Raw genomic sequence first — 20,304 nt, 5'->3', positions numbered from 1 at the left:
GCAGCTATCCGCCGGACGGTCGGCAGGAACAGCCTTGACCGGCAGTGCAGTTGGGCTCAGCGGTACCAGCCGAACCGCTGCGCCATCACCGGCAGCCGGTCGGCGACGATGGCATGGGCGGCGGCCCGCGGGGTGCAGTCGTCGGCCTCGGCGCGGGCCAGCATCAGGTCGATCAGGGCCCGCATCGAGCGGCGGATGTGTCCGAACGCCTCGTCGTCGTCAGCACCGATGTCACCGAACAGCGTCCACCACCACCAGGCGTTCGTACCGGAGTTGACGACCACATCCGGCAACACCGTGACTCCGCGCGCCGCGAGCAGTGCCTCCGCCTCCGCGAGCACCGGCATGTTCGCCGCCTCGACGACCCAACGAGCCCGAATCCGCACCTGGTTGGCAGCATCGATCGCGTACGAAACGGCTGCCGGTACCAGTATCTCGGCCTCCTGCTCCAGCCATGCGTCCGCGGGCAGCTCCCGGTCCCCGTCCCGGAGCGCGCCGCGGTCCACCGTCCCGTACCCGTCCCTGGCGGCCAGCAGCGCCTCGACATCCAGGCCGGCCGGATTGGCGATCGTGCCCTTGACGTCGGCCACGGCGACCACCGTCAGCCCGGCCCGCGCCAGGAACCGCGCCGTCGCACCGCCCATGGTGCCGAGCCCCTGTACGGAGACCCTGGCCTCCCGGTACGGGACGCCCGCCCGGTCCAGCGCCGCGAGCGCCGACTCGGCGACACCGCAGCCGCCGACCAGCTCGTCGAGCCCGATGCCGTCCACCTCGACGGCGAACGCGTCGGCGAGACGCTGCCGGGCCGCCGTCTCGTCGTCGAGCAGGGGATAGACGGCCTGGATCGAGGAGACGAGCCCGGCCTCGGCCGCCGCCCGGTCCACGATGTCCTGGGTGAGCCCCAGGTCCTCGCCCGTCGTCCACACGTTCTCGATGTACGGGCGCACGGCCCGTAGATAGCGCACCAGAACGCCGTAGGCCTCCGGGTCGCGCGGGTCGCAGTCGATGCCGCCCTTCGCGCCGCCGAGCGGTATGTAGCGGGCCCCCGTGTCATCTGCGTCGAAGTGGAGGGCCTCCTTCATCGTCATGCCGCGGGCCAGCCCCGCGACCTCGTCGAGCGTGCAGCCCGCCCGCATCCGCAGCCCGCCGCTGGACACGCCGCGCACCAGCCGGTCGACGACCAGGTGCCCCTGGCGGCCGGTGACGTGGTCGGTCCAGGTGAGCGAGATCAGGGGGGCGGACGGGGCGGTGGGGCGGGACACCGCAGGTGTCGTCATCGGGGGGTCTCCTCGGTCACAGTGATCACGGTGGGCCCGGGGGTGGTCAGGGCCAGGGACAGGGCGCGGGCGAGCGCCTCAGGGGTGTCGGCGCGGGTGCCGTGACCGCCGTACGCCCGCGCCAGCGCGGGCAGGTCGACGGACGGCAGATCGACGCCCGTGGGGGTGTCGCCGCGCGCGGTCATTTCGTCGCGGATCTCCCCGTAGCCCCCGTTGTCGAACACCACGACGGGCAGCGGCAGCCGCAGCTGGGCGGCCGTGGCGAGCTCCTGCACGGAGAACTGCAGCCCGCCGTCCCCGCTGAGTGCCACGACCTGCCGGTGCGGGTACGCGGTCTTCGCGCCGATCGCCGCGGGCAGCGCGTAGCCGAGGGTGCCGAAGCCGGTCGGGTGCAGATAGCGCCCGCGCGGGCCGACGGGCAGGTGGGGCAGGGCGCCGTAGTAGCAGCACTGCGCACTGTCCGAGGTCCAGATCGCGTCGGCGTCCAGCACCGCCCGTGCAGCCCGCAGATACGGCACCCAGCGGGCGTCGCGCTCCGCGGTCTCGGCATCCCGCGCGGCGCGCAGCGCCCGCACCGCGGCGGCACCGTCCCGCGCGCCCGATTCCCCGGTTGCCTCCTCCAGCGCCTCCCGCAGCGCCTCCAGCGTGGGGCGCGCCGCGCCGACCAGCGCCAGATCGGCGGGCGGTCCCGCGTACATCTGAGCGGGGTCGATGTCGACCCGGATCAGCGTGCCGCCCAGCGGCGGCGGTGCGGACCACAGATCGGACTCGGCCAGCTCGGTGCCGACCGCGAGCACCGCATCGCAGTCGGCCAGCCACTTCTGTACGGACGGGCTGTGCAGCGACACTCCGAGCGACAGCGGATGCGTCTCGTCGACGATCCCCTTGCCGTTGGCGGTGGTGACGACCGGGGCGGCGAGCGCCTCGGCGAGCGCCAGGCACCCGGCGGACGCGGACCGGGCCCCTCCGCCGAGGACCACGGCGGGCCGCCGGGCCGAGCGCAGGACCCGGGCCGCGTCCCGGAGCGCGGGCCCGACCGGGCCCGGGGCGGACAGCGGTGGCGCGAGCCGCACCGGTCCCACGGGCTGCGCCGTCTCCAGCAGATCCAGCGGCACCTCGATATGGACCGGGCGCGGCCGCCGGGTACGGAACAGGGTGAACGCACGCGCCACCGCCGAGCCGATCTCCTCGACCGTCGACACCCGGTGGCTGAACGCCGCGACCGCACGCAGTGCCTCGGTCTGGCTGCGCATCTCGTGCAGCAGACCGGTCGGCTGCCGCGGGTGGTCCAACGGCATCCCGGGCGACACGACCAGCAGCGGCACGCTGTCCGAATACGCCTGACCGACCGCTGTCGTGATGTTGAGCAGGGCCGGCCCGGTGGTGGTGATCGCCACCCCGGGCCGCTCGGTGACCCGTGCGTACGCATCCGCCGCGTATCCCGCGCCCTGTTCGTGCCGGGGCGTGACATGTGCGATGCCGTACGGGGCCAGATGCCGGTAGATCTCCAGGTTGTGCGTTCCCGGAATCCCGAACGCCCTGGTGACCCCATGCGCCGCCAGGGCGCGGACCACGGCTTCACCGCCGGTCACGGACGCGCTCCTCGTCTGTTCGGGCACGCCGGCTCCCTCCACTGACAGGTCGATTTACTGAATCGCCGGTCAGTATCGGGAGGTGGGAGCGCCTCTGTCAATGCGGCCACTGCTGAATCGTCGTTCAGTTGCTGGATCGCATGTTCTCCACCGCGACCATGGTCGTGAGCACGACGAGCGGCGCCTCGCCGAGCGTGGTCCGCAGTCGCTCCACCAACTCGTCCCCGACCTCGGGCGGGGTGAGTCTCATCGCCTCCGCGTACGCCATGACGTCACGCTCCAGTGGGGTGTACGCCTCGCTCTCGCGCCACACCCGTACATCGCGCAGCTTGCGGGGGTCCATGCCATGGCGGAGGCTCTCCCAGTAGCCGAAGTCCATACACCAGTTGCAGCCGACGATGGCCGCGGACGTCATGACGGCCGGCGCCTTGAGCTGCGGGTCCAGCTTCCTCCAGCGGCCCACCGCCAACTCGAAGCGGAGTCCCGTCGGGCGGACATGGCCGGTTCTCCTCCGGTTCGGCTCGGATGCCGTCCGGCGGCGCCGCGGGACGCCGCCACCGGGCTGCGGTCACGGGTGTGGCGGACGGGGCCCCGGACGTGACACGGGAGTGCCCGAATGCGGAATCCTGTGGCGGGCACGGACGTTGGATTCGGCATGACAGGATTCGATGCACAGCAGGAAGCGCTGCTCGGGCTGCTCGGCGAGGAGAGCGGCGGCGTACTCGTGACGCTCAAGCGGGACGGCAGGCCCCAGCTGTCCAATGTCAATCACTTCTACTATCCCGACGAGCGCATCGTCCGTGTGTCGATCACCGAGGACCGGGCGAAGACGAAGAACCTCCGCCGTGACCCGCGGGCGAGCTACCACGTCACCAGCGCGGACCGCTGGTCGTGGACGGTCGTGGACGGCACGGCCGAGCTGACACCCGTCGCCGCCGATCCGCACGACGCGACGGTGGAGGAGCTGATCACGCTCTACCGCGACGTCCAGGGCGAACACCCCGACTGGGACGACTACCGCAGTGTGATGGTCCGGGACCGCCGCGTCGTGCTGCGGCTGCGCATCGAGCACGCGTACGGGCAGCCGCGTGGCTGATGGAGCCCGGTCCGGCGATCAGCCCGTCGGCCGTTCCGCTCTCGCACTGTCGTAGCCCCCGCCCATAATGAGACGACACCGACTCCCTCAGGAGATGCTGTGACCGGCGCTGACCCCTTGCCTCCGCTCCGCACCCGGCTGCGTTCGCTGCGCCCCGCCGCATTCGGCGCAGATCCGGGCGGTGCCCGCATGGAGCGCATCCGCCGCTCGCCCAACTTCGCCGACGGCGTCTTCCAGAACCCGGTGGGGGCACGGACCCGGCCGTCCGGATCCACCCTGGAGTTCGCGAAGGTCTATTTCCGCAAGGAGGAGCGGGCGCGCAGGGCGCCGTTCGGCACCATGCCCGTCCACGCCACCACCTACGCCGACCTCGCCGAGCCGCCCGCCACCGGGCTGCGGCTCACCTGGATGGGCCATTCCAGTGTGCTCGCCGAGATCGACGGCCGGCGGGTGCTCTTCGACCCGGTGTGGGGCGAGCGCTGTTCGCCCTTCGCCTTTGCCGGGCCCAAGCGGCTGCACCCCGTGCCGCTGCCGCTCGCCGCGCTCGGGCCCGTCGACGCGGTGGTGATCTCCCACGACCATTACGACCACCTCGATCTGCCGACGATCCGCGCCCTCGCGGGCACGGACACGGTCTTCGCCGTCCCGCTCGGCGTCGGCGCCCATCTGGAGCGGTGGGGCGTGTCCGCCGACCGGACGCGCGAACTGGACTGGAACGAAACCACGAAGATCGCCGGGATCAGCCTGACTGCCACCCCGGCCCGGCACTTCTGCGGCCGCGGTCTGCGCAACCAGCAGCACACGCTCTGGGCTTCCTGGGCCGTCGCGGGGCCCGAGCACCGGATCTACCACAGCGGTGACACCGGCTATTTCCCCGGCTTCAAGGACATCGGCGCCGGACACGGCCCGTTCGACGCGACGATGATCCAGATCGGCGCGTACTCCGAGTACTGGCCCAAGAACCACACGGACTGTACCCCCCTCCCCGGTGGGTGGCCCGACATACATATGACGCCCGCTCAGGGGATCCAGGCGCACCTTGACCTGCAAGGGGGCAAGCCGCACGGCGTCATGATGCCCATCCACTGGGGCACCTTCACCCTCGCCATGCACCCGTGGGCAGAGCCCGGCGAGTGGACTAAGGACGCCGCCGAGGAAGCCGAGCAGCCAGCCGCATTTCCCCGGCCGGGCGAGCCCTTCGAACCCGCGGGAACGCTTCCCCTCGATCCCTGGTGGCGGTCCGTGGCTGCTCCGATTGCACACCCCTGGCGCCGCAGCGAGGCAACGGACGTTGCTCAGGGTCAGGACGATCGCGATCTTGATCTTGCGGGTGAGCGGTGACTCGGGGCAGGGGTGAAAGCCTGAACGCAGTGACGCAGTCGTTCGCCAAGTTGACGGAGGCCGAACAAAAGCAGGTGATGGCGCTCGACGGTCCCCTTCGACGGGGGAGGGCTGCTGAGGCACGGCAGTACATCCCACTGCCCACTTCACGAAAGCCATCCGGCATCCAAGTCGAGACGCGGATCGTCAAGTCCTGACACCGAGGCCCCGCCCTTCCGGCCAAAACGGCGGGGTGGGGATTCCGTATTTCTGACTTGATCCTTAACCTGTGCGGCGTGGACGCGGGGTTGTTGACTTCGTCCGTCGTTTTGCGGGGCCCGGTTTGCCGACTGTGTGCACGTCATAGCGTGGAGCGGGCCGGGTGTTCTTGCGACCGGATGGCCGGCCTGGGCCGGGGCGGGAGGATTTCGGTGCTCCGGCAGGACAGGCCGCCTTCGGGCGGAGGTGCCGGAAATCGCGGCGGACTCGGGCGGGAGTGAGCTTGTCGGACGGGCTCGGTCTCTCTCAGGGCCATCGCCTGGGTGATCAGGTACTGGACGGCCTTCACGGTGGCGCCCACGGCGCCGGGATTGATGGCCGGCCAGCCACCGCCCAGGTCCACGCCCCGGGCGGCGAGGTACGACACCGGGTTGACCGTGGAACCCAGCCCTCCGCTGTGGGTCTCGAAGTGGAGGTGGGGGCCGGTCGCATTGCCCGTGGTGCCCATGTCGGCGACGCGCTGCCCTGCGGCGACCTTGGCGTTGAGCGGGACCCGGAACGCGCTGAGGTGCCCGTAGTAGGTGTACCGCCCGCCGCCGTGCGAGATGACCAGGCCGTTCCCGGTGCGCCCCGACAGGACGCCGGTGCCGCGGCGTACCACGGTGCCGGCGGCCGCGGCGTAGACGGCCGTACCCGTCGAGTTGGTGACGTCCTGGCCCGCGTGCGGGTAGGGGCCGCGCGGGGCCCCGTAGTAACCGCCTGCGGGGAAGTGACCCCGGGCGGGGTTGCACCACCGGCCGTCCTTGAGCGTCGCCGCCGAGGCCGACGAGGTCAGCGCCGGTACACCCGTCAACGCCACCCCGAGCCCGGCGCCGACGCCGAGCAGCAGCTTTCTGCGTGACGGGCCCGCCGGTCGGAGATCCTGTGGTTCTTCAGCGGCGCTGTCGGCCGGACCGCACTGCTCACACGTGTCCCGTCCTCCTTGAGTTCCACTCGTTCTACGCCGTTGCTTGGCGAGAGCATGTTAAAGAGAAGGGCGGCACTCCAGACGGGGTACTGCGAGGGCGGATACCCCGCCGAGGGCAACCACCGTGATCGGGCCGCTACTTCACGTGCGGTCGGGGACCAGTCGGACAGGCCCCCGGGCGTATCGGACGAGGAGCGGCACCTTGTCCGATCACATGGCCAGATCACCCGCGCTGCGACTGCTTGATCTCGCGCGCCGTCAGACATTCCTCCAGGAACGCCAGAGCACGCAGGTGGTACGAGCGGGCCGCCCAGCCGAGACTGATGTTGTGGCCTGCCTCCGGCTGGCGTTCGACGGTGAAGCGCGGGGCGGCCTCGAAGGCGGCCGTCAGCTCGGCGAGCGCGTCCGGGTCGTGCCGCCACCACGCCTCGTGCTCCGCGAAGGTCAAGCGCACGGGTACGCGGACGCGTGGCGCCAGGTCGTGGAAGTAGCCGGGCCAGCGGGCGGCCTCTGCTCCCTCCTGCGGAGGCATGGTCTCGACGGGGGCACCGCCCACGTGGAAGGTTCCTGGCGGGTAGAGCCGCAAGGGGCCCCAGTTACGCCGCCAGCCACCGCGCCGGATGAAGTCGAACGGGTCCCCCTGGTCGGTCCGATAAGCATGGCCGATTCCCGAGAGGTCCAGGCCGAGCAGGCTCTCTTCGTCGAGGTCGGCCGCGGCGGCGAGGGCCACCTTGCCGCCGAAGGAGTGCGCCAGCAGCAGAATGCCCGCGCCGGTCGCCCAGCGGTCGGACAGGCCCCGCAGTGCCGCACGTACGGCTACGGCCTGGTCCGCCACCCGTCGGCCCTGCGGCACGTGGGCGGCGGACAGGCCGTAGCCCGGGCGATCGAGCGCTAGCACCGTGTACCCGAGGGCCGGCCCGAGTTCCAGGAGCGACAGCCCCGGCCGAGTCCGGGTGTCGAAGTACCCGGAGTTCATTCCGCCGCCGTGGAGGGCCACCACGAACGCGTGCGCAGGACCGTGTTCCGGTTCGGCGAGCAGTCCCGACAGGGACATTCCACCGGCGTCCACGGTGACCCTGCGGACCCGAGGGAGGGCGCCGGGGCGTGTCGGCGCAGTCATCGGCACGAATACCGGTCACATCGGCGGGGCTTGTCGGACATGGCTGCTCCTGCAGGGTGAGGGACGGTCGGAGGACGCCTCGTGGAGAGGTGGAGAGGTGGAGAACAAGAACACGCCGCCGTTGGGTGAGCCCGACGACGATCGACGTTCTGCAGGGTCAGTAGCGGTAGTGGTCGGGCTTGTACGGGCCTTCGACCTCGACGCCGATGTAGGCCGCCTGCTCGGGGCGGAGCGTCGTGAGCTTCACGCCGAGCGCGGCGAGGTGGAGGCGGGCGACCTTCTCGTCGAGGTGCTTGGGCAGCACGTAGACGTCGGTCGGGTACTCCTCGGGCTTGGTGAAAAGCTCGATCTGGGCCAGGGTCTGGTCCGCGAACGAGTTGGACATGACGAACGAGGGGTGGCCTGTGGCGTTGCCCAGGTTCAGCAGGCGGCCCTCGGACAGCACGATGAGGACCTTGCCGTCGGGGAACGTCCAGGTGTGGACCTGCGGCTTGACTTCGTCCTTGACGATGCCGTCGATCTTCGCCAGGCCGGCCATGTCGATCTCGTTGTCGAAGTGGCCGATGTTCCCGACGATGGCCTGGTGCTTCATCTTGGCCATGTCGGCGGCCATGATGATGTCCTTGTTGCCCGTCGTGGTGACGAAGATGGCGGCCTGGGCCACGACGTCGTCGAGCGTGGTGACCTGGTAGCCGTCCATCGCCGCCTGCAGCGCGCAGATGGGGTCGATCTCGGTGATGATGACGCGGGCGCCCTGGCCGCGCAGGGACTCCGCACAGCCCTTGCCCACGTCGCCGTAGCCGCAGACGACGGCGGTCTTGCCGCCGATGAGCACGTCGGTGGCACGGTTGATGCCGTCGATCAGGGAGTGGCGGCAGCCGTACTTGTTGTCGAACTTGGACTTGGTGACGGCGTCGTTGACGTTGATCGCCGGGAAGAGGAGGGTGCCGTCGCGGTGCATCTCGTACAGCCGGTGCACACCGGTCGTGGTCTCTTCGGTGACGCCGCGGATCTCGGACGCCAGCTGAGTCCACTTCTGCGGGGACTCGCCGAGGGTGCGGTTCAGCAGGGTGAGGATGTGGGCGTACTCCTCGCTGTCCGCAGTCGACGGGTCCGGGGCCGCGCCGGCCTTCTCGAACTCGACGCCCTTGTGGACGAGGAGGGTGGCGTCACCACCGTCGTCGAGGATCATGTTCGGGCCGCCGGTGGGGGTGTTCGGCCAGGTCAGTGCCTGCTCCGTGCACCACCAGTACTCTTCGAGCGTCTCGCCCTTCCAGGCGAAGACCGGGACGCCCGCGGGGGCGTCCGGGGTGCCGTTCGGGCCGACGGCGATGGCCGCGGCGGCGTGGTCCTGGGTGGAGAAAATGTTGCAGGAGGCCCAGCGGACCTCTGCGCCGAGGGCGACCAGGGTCTCGATCAGCACGGCCGTCTGCACGGTCATGTGCAGCGAACCGGTGATGCGGGCGCCGGCCAGCGGCTGCGCGGCGGCGTACTCCTTGCGGATCGACATCAGGCCGGGCATCTCATGCTCGGCGAGTGTGATCTCCTTGCGGCCGAACACCGCGAGGGAAAGATCGGCGACCTTGAAATCCGCGAAATCAGTGGACACTGGCGCTCCTTGAGTTAACGACATTGTGGTGGATATCGAGAGCGGCGGCGGCGCGGTTAAGGGTGATGCAGTGCAGTCCCGGCGCGCCCTCGGCGAGGAGACGTTCCGACATGGCGGTGGCGTGCTCCACCCCGATGCGATACCCCTCGGCCGGGTCGTCGCGGGCCGCTTCGAGACGGCGGGCAAGGTCCGGGGGGAAGGTGGCACCCGACAGCTCGGCGAAGCGGCTGATCTGACGTGGGTCGGTGGCGGGCATGATCTCCGGGATGATCGGTATGTCGCAGCCCGCGGCCGAGACCCTGTCACGCAGCCGTAGGTAGTCCTCGGCGCTGAAGAACATCTGCGTGATGGCGTAGTCGGCACCTGCCCGGCACTTCGCCACGAAGTGCCGGACATCCCACTCCCAGTTCGGCGAGCGCGGATGCATCTCGGGGAAGGCGGCCACGCCAATGGTGAAGTCGCCCAGGGACCGCACCAGTTCGACAAGTTCGCTCGCGTACGTCAGACCCTGAGGATGTGGCACCCAACTGCCTCTGGGGTCGCCGGGCGGGTCGCCCCGCAGGACCAGTAGGTCGCGCGCACCGGCATCCGCGTACCTCCCGATGATCTGGCGCAGCTCGGCAACCGAGTGGCCGACCGCGGTGAGGTGGGCGACGGGACGCAGTGTGGTCTCGGCCGCGATGCGCCGGACGATGTCGATCGTCCGGTCGCGGGAGGATCCCCCCGCCCCGTAAGTGACGGAGATGAAGCGGGGATTCAGGCTCTCCAGGCGGCGAATGACGTCCCAGAGGGCACGTTCGCCGGCCGGAGTGCGCGGCGGGAAGACCTCGAACGAGATAGGCGTCATGCAGCGCCCCTTGCATTGAAGTACTTGGCTTCGGGGTGGTGGATGACGATCGCGTCGGTGGACTGCTCCGGGTGCAGCTGGAACTCCTCCGAGAGATGCACACCGATCCGCTCGGGCTGGAGCAGCTCGGCGATCTTCGCCCGGTCCTCCAGGTCGGGGCAGGCGCCGTAGCCGAGCGAGAAGCGCGCGCCCCGGTACTTCAGGGCGAACATGTCCTCGACATCGGCGGGGTCCTCACTGCCGAAGCCGAGTTCGGAGCGGACCCGGGCGTGCCAGTACTCGGCGAGGGCCTCGGCCAGCTGTACGGACAGGCCGTGCAGCTCCAGGTAGTCGCGGTAGGAGTTGGCCTCGAAGAGCTTCGCGGTCTCGCCGCCGATCTTCGAGCCGACGGTGACGACCTGGAGGCCGATCACATCCGTCTCGCCGGATTCCTCGGGGCGGAAGAAGTCCGCGAGGCAGAGGTGGCGGCCGCGGCGCTGGCGCGGGAAGGTGAAGCGGGTGCGCTCGGAGCCGTCCTCGTGGAGCAGGATCAGGTCGTCGCCCTTGGAGACGCAGGGGAAGTAGCCGTAGACGACGGCGGCTTCCAGCAGGTTCTCGGTGTGGAGCTTGTCGAGCCAGCCGCGCAGGTGCGGGCGGCCCTCGGTCTCGACCAGCTCCTCGTACGTCGGTCCGTCACCGGCGCGGGCCTGCTTGAGGCCCCACTGGCCCTTGAAGAGCGCGCCCTCGTCCAGCCAGGACGCGTACTCCTTGAGCTGGATGCCCTTGACGACGCGGGTGCCCCAGAACGGCGGTGCGGGGACCGGGTTGTCGACGGCGACGTCGGAGCGGACGCCCTCCTCGGGCTCGTCGACCTCCAGGACCGCCGTGTCTCGCTTGGGGACGCGGCGCTGCTTGAGTTCGGGGAGGGTGGCGCCGGGTACGCCCCGCTTGACCGCGATGAGGGCGTCCATCAGGCGCAGCCCTTCGAACGCGTCGCGGGCGTAGCGGACCTCGCCCTCGTAGATCTCGTGGAGGTCCTGTTCGACGTAGGCCCGGGTGAGGGCCGCGCCGCCGAGGATGACCGGGAAGTCGGCGGCCAGCTTGCGCTGGTTCAGCTCCTCCAGGTTCTCCTTCATGATCACGGTGGACTTCACCAGGAGGCCGGACATGCCGATGACGTCGGCGCGGTGCTCCTCTGCGGCCTCCAGGATCGCGGAGACGGGCTGCTTGATGCCGAGGTTCACGACGTTGTAGCCGTTGTTGGACAGGATGATGTCGACGAGGTTCTTGCCGATGTCATGGACGTCGCCGCGGACCGTGGCCAGGACGATGGTGCCCTTGCCCTCGGCATCGGACTTCTCCATGTGCGGTTCCAGATAGGCGACCGCGGTCTTCATGACCTCGGCGGACTGGAGCACGAACGGCAGCTGCATCTGGCCGGAGCCGAAGAGCTCACCGACGACCTTCATGCCTTCGAGCAGCGTGTCGTTGACGATGTCGAGGGCCGGTCGGGTCTGCAGGGCCTCGTCGAGGTCGGTCTCCAGGCCGTTCTTCTCACCGTCGATGATGCGGCGCTGGAGGCGCTCGTCGAGCGGCAGGGCGAGGAGTTCCTCGGCCTTGCCCGCCTTCATGGACTTCATGTTGACGCCCTCGAAGAGCTCCATGAGCTTCTGGAGGGGGTCGTAGCCCTCTGCGCGGCGGTCGTGGATGAGGTCGAGCGCGACCTTGACCTGCTCCTCCTCGAGGCGTGCGATCGGCAGGATCTTGGAGGCGTGCACGATCGCCGAGTCGAGTCCGGCCTTGACGCACTCGTCGAGGAAGACGGAGTTCAGCACGACCCGAGCGGCCGGGTTGAGACCGAAGGAGATGTTCGACAGGCCCAGCGTGGTCTGGACATCGGGGTGGCGCTTCTTCAGTTCGCGGATGGCCCCGATGGTGGCGATGCCGTCGCCCCGGGACTCCTCCTGACCGGTGCAGATGGTGAAGGTCAGGGTGTCGATGAGGATGTCCGACTCCTTGATGCCCCAGTTGCCGGTCAGGTCCTCGATGAGCCGCTCGGCGACGGCGACCTTGTGCTCGACGGTACGGGCCTGGCCCTCCTCGTCGATGGTCAGGGCGATCAGCGCGGCGCCGTGCTCGGCTGCCAGCGCGGTGACCTTGGCGAAGCGGGACTCGGGTCCGTCGCCGTCCTCGTAGTTGACGGAATTCAGGACGGCACGGCCGCCGAGCTTCTCCAGACCGGCCCGCAGGACGGGCAGTTCGGTGGAGTCGAGCACGATCGGGAGGGTGGAGGCGGTGGCGAAGCGGCCGGCCAGCTCCTCCATGTCCGCCACACCGTCGCGGCCCACGTAGTCGACGCAGAGGTCGAGCATGTGGGCGCCCTCGCGGATCTGCTCACGGGCCATCTCCACGCAGTCGTCCCAGCGGGCCTCCAGCATGGCCTCGCGGAACTTCTTCGACCCGTTGGCGTTCGTACGCTCCCCGATCGCGAGGTACGAGGTGTCCTGGCGGAACGGGACGGTCTGGTACAGGGACGCGGCGCCCGGCTCGGGGTGCGGATCGCGAGTAGTGGGCACGGTGCCCCGAACCCGCTCCACAACCTGCCGCAGATGCTCCGGAGTCGTACCGCAACAGCCGCCCACCAACGACAGCCCGTACTCCCGGACGAACGTCTCCTGCGCGTCCGCGAGTTCCCCCGGCGAGAGCGGGTAGTGCGCGCCGTCCTTGCCCAGCACAGGCAGTCCCGCATTCGGCATGCAGGACAGCGGGATACGGGAATGGTGGGCGAGATAGCGCAGGTGCTCCCTCATTTCGGCCGGACCCGTGGCGCAGTTGAGGCCGATCATGTCGATGCCGAGGGGTTCAAGCGCGGTCAGTGCGGCACCGATCTCCGAGCCGAGCAGCATGGTCCCGGTCGTCTCGACGGTGACGGAGCAGACGATCGGCAGGTCCGCACCTGTCGCCCGAAGGGCCCGCCGGGCACCGATGACTGATGCCTTGGACTGCAGCAGGTCCTGGGTGGTCTCGACCAGCAGGGCGTCGGCGCCGCCGGCGATCATGCCCTCGGCGTTCTGCTGGTAGGCGTCGCGGAGCTTGGTGTACGGGGCGTGACCCAGCGTCGGCAGCTTCGTACCCGGGCCCATCGAGCCGAGCACCCACCGCTGCTGTCCCGTCGATTCGGTGAACTCGTCGGCAACCTCGCGGGCGATCCGCGCACCGGCCTCCGAAAGCTCGAAGACCCGCTCGGGAATGTCGTACTCACCCAGGGCCGCCAGGTTGGCGCCGAAGGTGTTCGTCTCGACGCAGTCCACCCCCACCGCGAAGTACTCCTCGTGCACCGAACGCACGATGTCCGGGCGGGTGACGTTCAGGATCTCGTTGCAGCCTTCGAGGTTCTCGAAGTCCTCAAGGGTCGGGTCCTGCGCCTGGAGCATGGTGCCCATGGCACCGTCGGCCACCACCACCCGGGAGGCGAGCGCCTCGCACAGGGCCGAGGAACGGGTCCCGGTCATCCCGTGCCCATCCCTCGCGCCGCGATCTCCTGCGCCGCCGCCGGCCCGTACGCGTCCGCGATCCGGGTCGAGAACTCGGTGGGCACCAGCTTGTACTCCTGGGTTCCGACCGTTTCCAGAACGGTGGTCGCCAGGGCGCAGCCCACCTGCGCCGAGCGTTCCGGCGACAGGCTGCGGCCCAGGCCGGCCAGGTAGCCGGCCCGGAAAGCGTCGCCGCCGCCCGTCGGGTCGGCGACGTGCTCCGTCGGCACGGCGGGGACGGTGAGGACCGGGGCCCCTGCCGACTTGATGGACGTGCCGGAGCCACCACGGGTGACGACCCAGGTGCCGACACGGCCCAGGACTTGCCTCTCCGTCCAGCCCGTACGTTCCTGGAGCAGTGCGGCTTCGTACTCGTTGGTGAACAACAGCTGTGCTCCGTCGACGAGTTGCCTCGCCTCCTCGGCACCGAGCCGGGCAAGTTGCTGTGAGGGGTCGGCGGCCCTGGCGATGCCCAGCCGTCGGCTCTCGGCGGTGTGCCGCGCCATGGCTTCGGGATCGTCGGGGGCCACCACCACCAGGTCGAGTCCGCCCACGCGGGCCACGACCTCGGAAAGCGCGATGTCGCGGGCTTCGGCCATCGCTCCCGCGTAGAAGACAGCGATCTGGTTCTGGTCCGCGTCCGTCGTGCACATGAAGCGGGCCGTGTGACGTGTCCGGCTCACCTTCACCGAGTCGGTGTCGACGCCGTGCTCGCGCAGCCAAGCGCCGTACTCCGCGAAGTCGGTACCCGCCGCGCCCACCAGCACGGGGGCGGAACCGAGCACGCCCAGGCCGAAGGAGATGTTCGCCGCGACGCCTCCTCGGCGTACCTCCAGGTCGTCGACGAGGAATGACAGCGATACGGTGTCCAGCCGCTCGGGGATGAGCTGATCGGTGAAACGACCGGGGAACACGGTCAGATGGTCCGTGGCGATGGATCCGGTGACGGCTGTCCGCATCTCAGACCCCTGCGGCCTTGCGCAGGGCCGCCACGCGGTCGGTCTGCTCCCAGGTGAACTCGGGCAGCGCGCGGCCGAAGTGACCGTACGCCGCGGTCTGTGCGTAGATCGGCCTGAGCAGGTCGAGGTCGCGGATGATCGCGGCCGGGCGGAGGTCGAACACCTCGCTGATGGCGGCCTCGATCCGGGTCATGGCAACGGTGTTCGTGCCGAACGCCTCCACGAAGAGACCGACCGGCTCGGCCTTGCCGATCGCGTAGGCGACCTGGACCTCGCAGCGGGTCGCGAGCCCGGCGGCGACGACGTTCTTGGCGACCCAGCGCGTTGCGTACGCTGCGGACCGGTCGACCTTGGAGGGGTCCTTGCCGGAGAAGGCACCGCCGCCGTGGCGGGCGTAGCCGCCGTAGGTGTCCATGATGATCTTGCGGCCGGTCAGGCCGGCGTCGCCCATCGGGCCGCCGATCTCGAAGCGGCCGGTCGGGTTGACCAGCAGCCGGTAGTCATCGCACTCCAGCTTGATGCCGTCGTCGACGAGCGCCTTGAGGACGGGCTCGACGACGAATGTCCGGATGTCGGGGGTGAGCAGGGAGTCCAGATCGATACCCGGGGCGTGCTGGGAGGAGACGACGACCGTGTCGAGGCGGACGGCGCGGTCCCCGTCGTACTCGATGGTGACCTGGGTCTTTCCGTCGGGGCGCAGGTAGGGGAGGGCGCCGCTCCTGCGCACCTCCGAAAGACGATGGGAGAGTCGGTGCGCGAGGTGGATCGGGAGCGGCATGAGCTCCGGTGTCTCGTCGCACGCGTAACCGAACATCAGGCCCTGGTCGCCCGCGCCCTGATTGTCCAGCTCGTCTCCGCCGTCCCCGTCCCCGTCGGAGGACAGGGTTGCGACGCGCTTCTCGTACGCCGTGTCCACGCCCTGCGCGATGTCCGGCGACTGGGCACCGATCGAGACCGACACCCCGCACGAGGCACCGTCGAAGCCCTTGGCCGAGGAGTCGTAGCCGATCTCCAGGATCTTTTCGCGCACGAGCCGCGCGATGGGGGCGTACGCCCTGGTCGTGACCTCGCCGGCCACATGGACCAGCCCGGTCGTGATCAGGGTCTCCACGGCGACGCGGGAGCTCGGGTCCTCTGCCAGCAGCGCGTCGAGGATCGTGTCACTGATCTGGTCGGCGATCTTGTCGGGGTGGCCCGCGGTGACGGACTCCGAGGTGAAGAGGCGCAGCCCCTTGCTCCGGTGAGGTCGTGCGCCGGTCATCGTTCGTTCCTCTCGTCGGGGTCGACCGCCGTCGCCTGGATCAGGGCCTCCGCCCAGGGAGCCTCCGGTCCGAACTCGGGCATCTGTGTGTCGGTGATACGGAAGCCTGCGCGGTCCAGCAGCGCCGTCAGTTCGCCGAGGGTGCGTTCCTGGCCGCCGAGCACGACCAGCATCTGCAGGTCGGAGAACTTGCCCGGGTGGAATCCGGCGACGTCGGGGATGACCTTGTCGATGAGGACCAGCTGCGCGCCGGGCGGCATCGCCTCGCGTACGGTGCGCAGGATCCGCAACGCGTCCTCGTCGTTCCAGTCGTGGATGACGCGGGACAGGATGTAGCTGTCGCCACCGGTAGGAACGGAGTCGAAGAAGCTCCCTCCCTTGATCTCCGCCCGGTCGAGCACCCCGCAGGAGGCCAGGAGTCCGGGAGCCTGGGCGACGCCCTCGGGTGTGTCCAGGAGGATCCCCTTGAGCTGCGGGTACCGCTCCAGGACGTGGGCCAGGAGTCCGCCGGCGCCGCCGCCGACGTCCACGACGACCTGGTCCTTGCCGAAGTCGCAGCGGTCGACCGTCTGTGTCGGCGCGCCCGTTCTGGCCATGGCGTTGAAGGAGGTGCTGGCTGCCGATTCCTGTGCCAGGTACGCGAAGTGCGACATTCCGTAGACGTGGTCGAAGGCGGCTTCGCCGGTGCGGACGGTGTGCATCACGTCGGCCCAGGCGCGGAAGCTCTCCTCGCCGTTGACGATGATGAAGTGGCGCAGGCCGCGCGGGGCGTCGGAGCGCAGGGCGGCGCCCATGGGTGTCGTCCCGAAGACACGGTCGGGGTACTCGTGCAGGACTCCGAGGGCCGCCAGGGCGCGGCAGAAGCGGTAGAGCGCGCCGGGGTGCGTGCCGGTCTCCTCGGCGAGGTCGTCGCTGGGCCTGGGGCCCTGCCGGAGCGCGTCCGCGAGGCCGAGTTTCGCTGCGACGTACAGACTCTGGAAGGCCCACGGGGCGGTGGTCACGACCAGTTCGTTGAGTGCCACGGCGTCCGGGGGGCCGTCGGACACGGCCTGCCCCGGAAGGCCGGTCTTGTGCGGGTCGCCGCTCATTGTGTGCCTTTCTCATGACGTCGGTCGGGTAGTGAGGCGTAGGGATGGGCCGCGGCGTACCACCACCCCAGGTAGAGGAGGCCCGCAACGGCGGCGCACCAGAACCGGTACGCGACGGGCGCCTCCGGCGGCACCGGGTAGCCGATGCCGAACGGATCCCACAGGGAGTAGGTCCTTCGCCGCCCGGCGACCGGGCGCGTCGGCTCAGGCATCGCGTTCCCAGCGGTAGAACTCGCGGGCCATGGCGTCCTTGGGTTCACGCCAGGTCTCGGGGTCGTACGCCGAGACGAAGGGGCCGAGTTCCTCGCTGATGCGCCGGAACTCCGGGTGCTTGCGGGAACGGGTGACGGCTTCCTCCACCGGTGCGTCGCCCTCCACGAGGTGGAGATAGACCTCCCCGAACTGGAAGAGGCTGCGCGAGCGGACGCCGATGGTCTGCGGAAGGTCGGAGTCGCGGTCGGAGCGTCCGAAGATGTCGGCGATGTCCGGGGCGGCCCCGGGGAGCATGCGGGCAACGATCAGGCTGCGGTGCATCTGTTCTGTCTCCTGGTTCGGTGGCGGGGAGGGAACTGCCGGCGCGGGTCAGATGAGGAAGTCGGGGACCTCCTGGTCGAGCAGGACCGAGCCGACGCGACGCTGTGCCTCCAGGCCGAAGGCGATGTGCTGTGCGGCGGTCTGGACATCGCGGAAGTAGCGCTGGAGGGGGGCCCGGTCGTAGAGCTGGCTGGCGCCACAGGCGCGCATGGCGGAGTCGGCGACATCGAGAGTGGCCCGCATGGCGTGCTGGACCGCGCCGGTCAGCCGCGCGCGTGACCGCGGTGAGGCGATGCCGTCCTGGGTCTCCGCCCACACCTGCGCGATGGCCTCGTGGACGAAGGCGCGGGCCGCGCCGACCGTCGCCTCGCAACGGGCGATCTCCGCCTGCACGATGGGGGTCTCCGCGAGCAGCGTCCGCTCGGTGTTGCGCTTGCCGAGGACGATGCCGCGGTACTCGTCCACGATGCGCCGGGCGGCGCCGAGGGGGAATCCGGCCATCGCGACGAGCAGATAGCTCATGTACGGAAGCCGGTACAGCGGGCCTTCCTCGCGCGCCGGGCCGTACGGGTCGAAGGTGAACCGGTGCGGGACCAGCACGTCGGTGGCCTCGATGTCGTGGCTTCCCGTGCCGCGCAGCCCGGCGACGCGCCAGGTGTCGTGGACGGTGACGGCGGCACGGGGCAGCAGGGCGAATCGCGGCGGCCCTTCGGCCGGACGGTATCCGGCCACGAGGTGGTCGGAGAGCCCGCAGCCACTGGTGTACGGCCAGCGGCCGTTGATCCGTATGCCGTCCTCACCGGTGTCGACGGCCGTGCCGAGGGGTGCCATCGAACCGGTGATCAGCGGGGACGGGGTGCTGCTGACGATCTCCTGGGCCGCGCTCGGGTCCAGCCAGGCCAGGTAGCCGGCGCCCTGGCCGATCAGCACGGTCCATCCGGTGGCGGCGTCGCCCCGGGTCAGTTCCTCCACGACCCTGACGATCGTGATCGGATCGGTTTCGAGCCCGCCGAGCGAGGCCGGCGTCATGAGGCCGAACAGGCCCGCCTCGCGCAGCTCACCCACCAGGTCGGCCGGAACGGTCCGGCCGGCTTCCACTTCCAACGCCCGGTCCGGCAGGGTAGCCGCCAGGCGGACGGCCTCCTCGACCGGTGAGCTCTCCAGTGTGGTGACGGACATAGTCTCTGCCTCACTTGTTCTCGGTTGCGGCTGGGTGGGGCCTTTCACACGCCGAAGAACGCGGGCGCGGTCTGCAGGCCGAGCCGGGCGTTGGCGATGCGTTTGCGGGAGTCGAAGGAGAAGGCCACGTGCTGGGACCCCGCGACGAGGTCACGCATACAGCGCTGGAGCGGGTTGGTGTCGAGTGCGGCGGCCGTTCCCCCGAGCCGGAAGAGTCCCTGCACCAGTTCCCGGCCGACGTCGTAGGCGTTGATGACCGAGGCGGCCAGGCGGGCCCGTTCCGCGTAGTCGAGCGTGTCGTGGGCGAGCGCCTCCAGGAGCTCGTCCAGGGTGTCCAGGACGTGCCGGCGGGCCGCGTCGAGGGCGGTTTCGTGGGTGAGTATCGCCACCTGGACGGCGGGGTCCTCGATGTACGTCTTGCCGGCGCTCTGGAGCTTGCGCTCGGCGAGCTGGCTGCGGGTCTCGTCGAGCGCGCGGCGTGCGACGCCGAGGGGGAAGCCCGCCATGACGGTGAGCAGGAGGTTGTAGGCCGTGAGCCGGTAGAGCGGGTCGTCGTACGTGGCGCGTTCGAAGTAGGGGACGGAGGTGTGGGCGAGCGGGAGATCGATGCCCTTCGCGAGGATGTCGTGGCTTCCGGTGCCCTGGAGGCCGGCGACGTGCCAGGTGTCGTCGATCTCGGCCTGGTCCGCCGGGAAGTAGGCCACGCCCATGACGGGAGCGCCCCAGTCGTTCATCTTGGGCCTGCCGTCCTCCATGACGATGAACCCGCCCATGTACCAGTGGGCATGCAGGCTGCCGCTGCCGAACGGCCAACGCCCGGCGAGGGTGTACCCGGTGCCGTCCGCCTTGGGCACGGCCTGGCCGAGCGGGGCCTGGCCTCCCGCCACGATCATGTCGGGGGTGTCGGCCAGGATGCGTTGGGCGACCTCGGGTTCCAGCCAGGCGAGGAACGCGTTGCCGATGTTCCCGATGAGCAGCGACCAGCCGGTCGCGCCGTCCCCCCGGGACACCTCTTCGATGATCTCGACGATGGTGCGGGGCGCGGCCCCGGTGCCGCCGAGCGCCACCGGCATGGCGAGGCGGAAGAGGTCGTGCTGGGCGAACTCCTTGACCAGGTCGGCGGGGAGGGTGCCCGACGACTCGATGTCGAGGGAGCGGGCCGGGAGGCCGGCCGCGATCCGGCGCGCGGACTCCAGCAGGGCGCTGTCCGCTCCGTCTTCGGTGGTGGTGATGCCGTTGGTCATGAGCGCGTCTCCTCGGTTCGGGCGTCGTTCTCCACGGCGCGTGCCTCGACGAGCCGGCGGATTCGATCCATCTGCACGGCGCTGTTGCGGTTGATGTTGTCGGTCATCCAGGCGTCGTCCACGGGCGCCTCGGGCTTCATCGCGAAGTCCTGCGTCCACTCCATGCGGACGCCGCCGGGAACCTCGGTGTAGGCCCAGTGGATGTTCATGTAGGTGAAGTTGCCCGTCTCGACGCGGTGCGCCCTGACGGTGCGCGTCTCGGGGTCGGCCTCGCGCTGGGAGACCCAGCTCCACGTCCGGCCCTGTTCGTCCGGGTGCATGGTCAGCCGGAAGACGACCCGGTTGCCGTCGCGCTCCAGGATGTCGGCAGACGCGTACTCGCTGAACAACTGCGGCCAGTTCTTGACGTCGTTGGTCATGTCCCAGACGAGGTCGAGGGGTGCGGCGATGACGACGGAATTGCTGGTGCTTCCGGGCATG

Annotated in this window: 17 protein-coding genes and 2 pseudogenes; 2 read left to right on the top strand and 17 right to left on the bottom strand. The window is 70.0% G+C overall.

Annotated elements, in window-relative coordinates; all coding sequences use genetic code 11:
• Positions 1-56 precede the first annotated feature (56 nt).
• The 3 genes from OG953_RS06560 to OG953_RS06550 form a co-directional block, all read right to left on the bottom strand.
• Entirely contained in the window at positions 57-1,277 is a 1,221-nt protein-coding gene (locus OG953_RS06560; protein ID WP_405682999.1) for a Glu/Leu/Phe/Val dehydrogenase dimerization domain-containing protein, read from the bottom strand.
• Entirely contained in the window at positions 1,274-2,869 is a 1,596-nt protein-coding gene (locus OG953_RS06555) for a 5-guanidino-2-oxopentanoate decarboxylase (RefSeq protein WP_405682998.1), read from the bottom strand. The genes OG953_RS06560 and OG953_RS06555 overlap by 4 nt, the downstream gene beginning before the upstream one ends.
• 124 nt (positions 2,870-2,993) lie before the next feature.
• Positions 2,994-3,332: a carboxymuconolactone decarboxylase family protein gene (locus OG953_RS06550; RefSeq protein ID WP_405682997.1), complete on the bottom strand. Its 339-nt coding sequence runs from the start codon at positions 3,330-3,332 to the stop codon at positions 2,994-2,996.
• 192 nt (positions 3,333-3,524) lie between these two features.
• On the opposite strand from OG953_RS06550, the gene OG953_RS06545 reads away from it, so the two are divergent.
• The gene (locus OG953_RS06545) at positions 3,525-3,965 is read left to right on the top strand and encodes a PPOX class F420-dependent oxidoreductase (protein ID WP_405682996.1); all 441 of its coding nucleotides are present in this window, start codon (positions 3,525-3,527) and stop codon (positions 3,963-3,965) included.
• 99 nt (positions 3,966-4,064) lie between these two features.
• Positions 4,065-5,306, top strand: a complete 1,242-nt coding sequence (locus tag OG953_RS06540) for an MBL fold metallo-hydrolase (protein WP_405682995.1) — start codon at positions 4,065-4,067, stop codon at positions 5,304-5,306.
• Between the two features lie 261 nt (positions 5,307-5,567).
• On the opposite strand, the pseudogene OG953_RS06535 reads toward OG953_RS06540, so the two are convergent.
• The 14 genes and pseudogenes from OG953_RS06535 to OG953_RS06470 all read right to left on the bottom strand — a co-directional run.
• Positions 5,568-5,810, bottom strand: a pseudogene (locus tag OG953_RS06535) (transposase); the annotation flags it as partial.
• A 13-nt stretch (positions 5,811-5,823) separates the two neighbouring features.
• Positions 5,824-6,363, bottom strand: a pseudogene (locus OG953_RS06530) (M23 family metallopeptidase); the annotation flags it as partial.
• 331 nt (positions 6,364-6,694) lie between these two features.
• Positions 6,695-7,591, bottom strand: coding sequence for an alpha/beta hydrolase (locus OG953_RS06525; RefSeq protein WP_405682994.1), 897 nt, complete (start codon positions 7,589-7,591; stop codon positions 6,695-6,697).
• 157 nt (positions 7,592-7,748) lie between these two features.
• A complete protein-coding gene (ahcY, locus tag OG953_RS06520; RefSeq protein WP_405682993.1) occupies positions 7,749-9,224 on the bottom strand; it encodes an adenosylhomocysteinase in 1,476 nt (491 codons plus the stop codon).
• On the bottom strand, positions 9,190-10,047 hold the full coding sequence (gene metF, locus OG953_RS06515) for a methylenetetrahydrofolate reductase [NAD(P)H] (protein ID WP_405682992.1): 858 nt from the start codon (positions 10,045-10,047) through the stop codon (positions 9,190-9,192). The genes ahcY and metF overlap by 35 nt, the downstream gene beginning before the upstream one ends.
• The gene (gene metH, locus OG953_RS06510) at positions 10,044-13,538 is read right to left on the bottom strand and encodes a methionine synthase (RefSeq protein WP_405682991.1); all 3,495 of its coding nucleotides are present in this window, start codon (positions 13,536-13,538) and stop codon (positions 10,044-10,046) included. Before metH ends, metF begins: the two co-directional genes overlap by 4 nt.
• A complete protein-coding gene (locus OG953_RS06505) occupies positions 13,535-14,518 on the bottom strand; it encodes a carbohydrate kinase family protein (RefSeq protein ID WP_405682990.1) in 984 nt (327 codons plus the stop codon). Before OG953_RS06505 ends, metH begins: the two co-directional genes overlap by 4 nt.
• Position 14,519: 1 nt before the next feature.
• A complete protein-coding gene (metK, locus tag OG953_RS06500) occupies positions 14,520-15,779 on the bottom strand; it encodes a methionine adenosyltransferase (RefSeq protein WP_405682989.1) in 1,260 nt (419 codons plus the stop codon).
• Positions 15,776-16,867 carry a methyltransferase gene (locus OG953_RS06495; protein ID WP_405682988.1) on the bottom strand — a complete coding sequence of 364 codons (1,092 nt, stop codon included), beginning with the start codon at positions 16,865-16,867 and terminating at the stop codon, positions 15,776-15,778. Before OG953_RS06495 ends, metK begins: the two co-directional genes overlap by 4 nt.
• The gene (locus OG953_RS06490; protein ID WP_405682987.1) at positions 16,864-17,079 is read right to left on the bottom strand and encodes a hypothetical protein; all 216 of its coding nucleotides are present in this window, start codon (positions 17,077-17,079) and stop codon (positions 16,864-16,866) included. The genes OG953_RS06495 and OG953_RS06490 overlap by 4 nt, the downstream gene beginning before the upstream one ends.
• Positions 17,072-17,401, bottom strand: a complete 330-nt coding sequence (locus OG953_RS06485) for a TcmI family type II polyketide cyclase (protein WP_405682986.1) — start codon at positions 17,399-17,401, stop codon at positions 17,072-17,074. Before OG953_RS06485 ends, OG953_RS06490 begins: the two co-directional genes overlap by 8 nt.
• Before the next feature lie 48 nt (positions 17,402-17,449).
• Complete coding sequence (locus tag OG953_RS06480) at positions 17,450-18,580, bottom strand: acyl-CoA dehydrogenase family protein (RefSeq protein ID WP_405682985.1); 1,131 nt, start codon at positions 18,578-18,580, stop codon at positions 17,450-17,452.
• A 44-nt stretch (positions 18,581-18,624) separates the two neighbouring features.
• A complete protein-coding gene (locus tag OG953_RS06475; RefSeq protein ID WP_405682984.1) occupies positions 18,625-19,824 on the bottom strand; it encodes an acyl-CoA dehydrogenase family protein in 1,200 nt (399 codons plus the stop codon).
• Positions 19,821-20,303, bottom strand: a complete 483-nt coding sequence (locus OG953_RS06470; protein WP_405682983.1) for an SRPBCC family protein — start codon at positions 20,301-20,303, stop codon at positions 19,821-19,823. Before OG953_RS06470 ends, OG953_RS06475 begins: the two co-directional genes overlap by 4 nt.
• Position 20,304: the final 1 nt, after the last annotated feature.

Source organism: Streptomyces sp. NBC_00057, from assembly GCF_045041165.1.
Classification (GTDB): domain Bacteria; phylum Actinomycetota; class Actinomycetes; order Streptomycetales; family Streptomycetaceae; genus Streptomyces.
This window is presented reverse-complemented; position numbering and strand designations above follow the sequence as displayed.

What these genes read in the sequence shown, in the direction of transcription:
- OG953_RS06490 (WP_405682987.1), bottom strand. Translation starts at nt 17,079, where the DNA reads ATGCCTGAGCCGACGCGCCCGGTCGCCGGGCGGCGAAGGACCTACTCC.
- OG953_RS06480 (WP_405682985.1), bottom strand. Translation starts at nt 18,580, where the DNA reads ATGTCCGTCACCACACTGGAGAGCTCACCGGTCGAGGAGGCCGTCCGC.
- metK (WP_405682989.1), bottom strand. Translation starts at nt 15,779, where the DNA reads ATGACCGGCGCACGACCTCACCGGAGCAAGGGGCTGCGCCTCTTCACC.
- OG953_RS06485 (WP_405682986.1), bottom strand. Translation starts at nt 17,401, where the DNA reads ATGCACCGCAGCCTGATCGTTGCCCGCATGCTCCCCGGGGCCGCCCCG.
- metF (WP_405682992.1), bottom strand. Translation starts at nt 10,047, where the DNA reads ATGACGCCTATCTCGTTCGAGGTCTTCCCGCCGCGCACTCCGGCCGGC.
- OG953_RS06475 (WP_405682984.1), bottom strand. Translation starts at nt 19,824, where the DNA reads ATGACCAACGGCATCACCACCACCGAAGACGGAGCGGACAGCGCCCTG.
- OG953_RS06495 (WP_405682988.1), bottom strand. Translation starts at nt 16,867, where the DNA reads ATGAGCGGCGACCCGCACAAGACCGGCCTTCCGGGGCAGGCCGTGTCC.
- OG953_RS06545 (WP_405682996.1), top strand. Translation starts at nt 3,525, where the DNA reads ATGACAGGATTCGATGCACAGCAGGAAGCGCTGCTCGGGCTGCTCGGC.
- ahcY (WP_405682993.1), bottom strand. Translation starts at nt 9,224, where the DNA reads ATGTCGTTAACTCAAGGAGCGCCAGTGTCCACTGATTTCGCGGATTTC.
- OG953_RS06525 (WP_405682994.1), bottom strand. Translation starts at nt 7,591, where the DNA reads ATGACTGCGCCGACACGCCCCGGCGCCCTCCCTCGGGTCCGCAGGGTC.
- OG953_RS06470 (WP_405682983.1), bottom strand. Translation starts at nt 20,303, where the DNA reads ATGCCCGGAAGCACCAGCAATTCCGTCGTCATCGCCGCACCCCTCGAC.
- OG953_RS06505 (WP_405682990.1), bottom strand. Translation starts at nt 14,518, where the DNA reads ATGCGGACAGCCGTCACCGGATCCATCGCCACGGACCATCTGACCGTG.
- metH (WP_405682991.1), bottom strand. Translation starts at nt 13,538, where the DNA reads ATGACCGGGACCCGTTCCTCGGCCCTGTGCGAGGCGCTCGCCTCCCGG.
- OG953_RS06560 (WP_405682999.1), bottom strand. Translation starts at nt 1,277, where the DNA reads ATGACGACACCTGCGGTGTCCCGCCCCACCGCCCCGTCCGCCCCCCTG.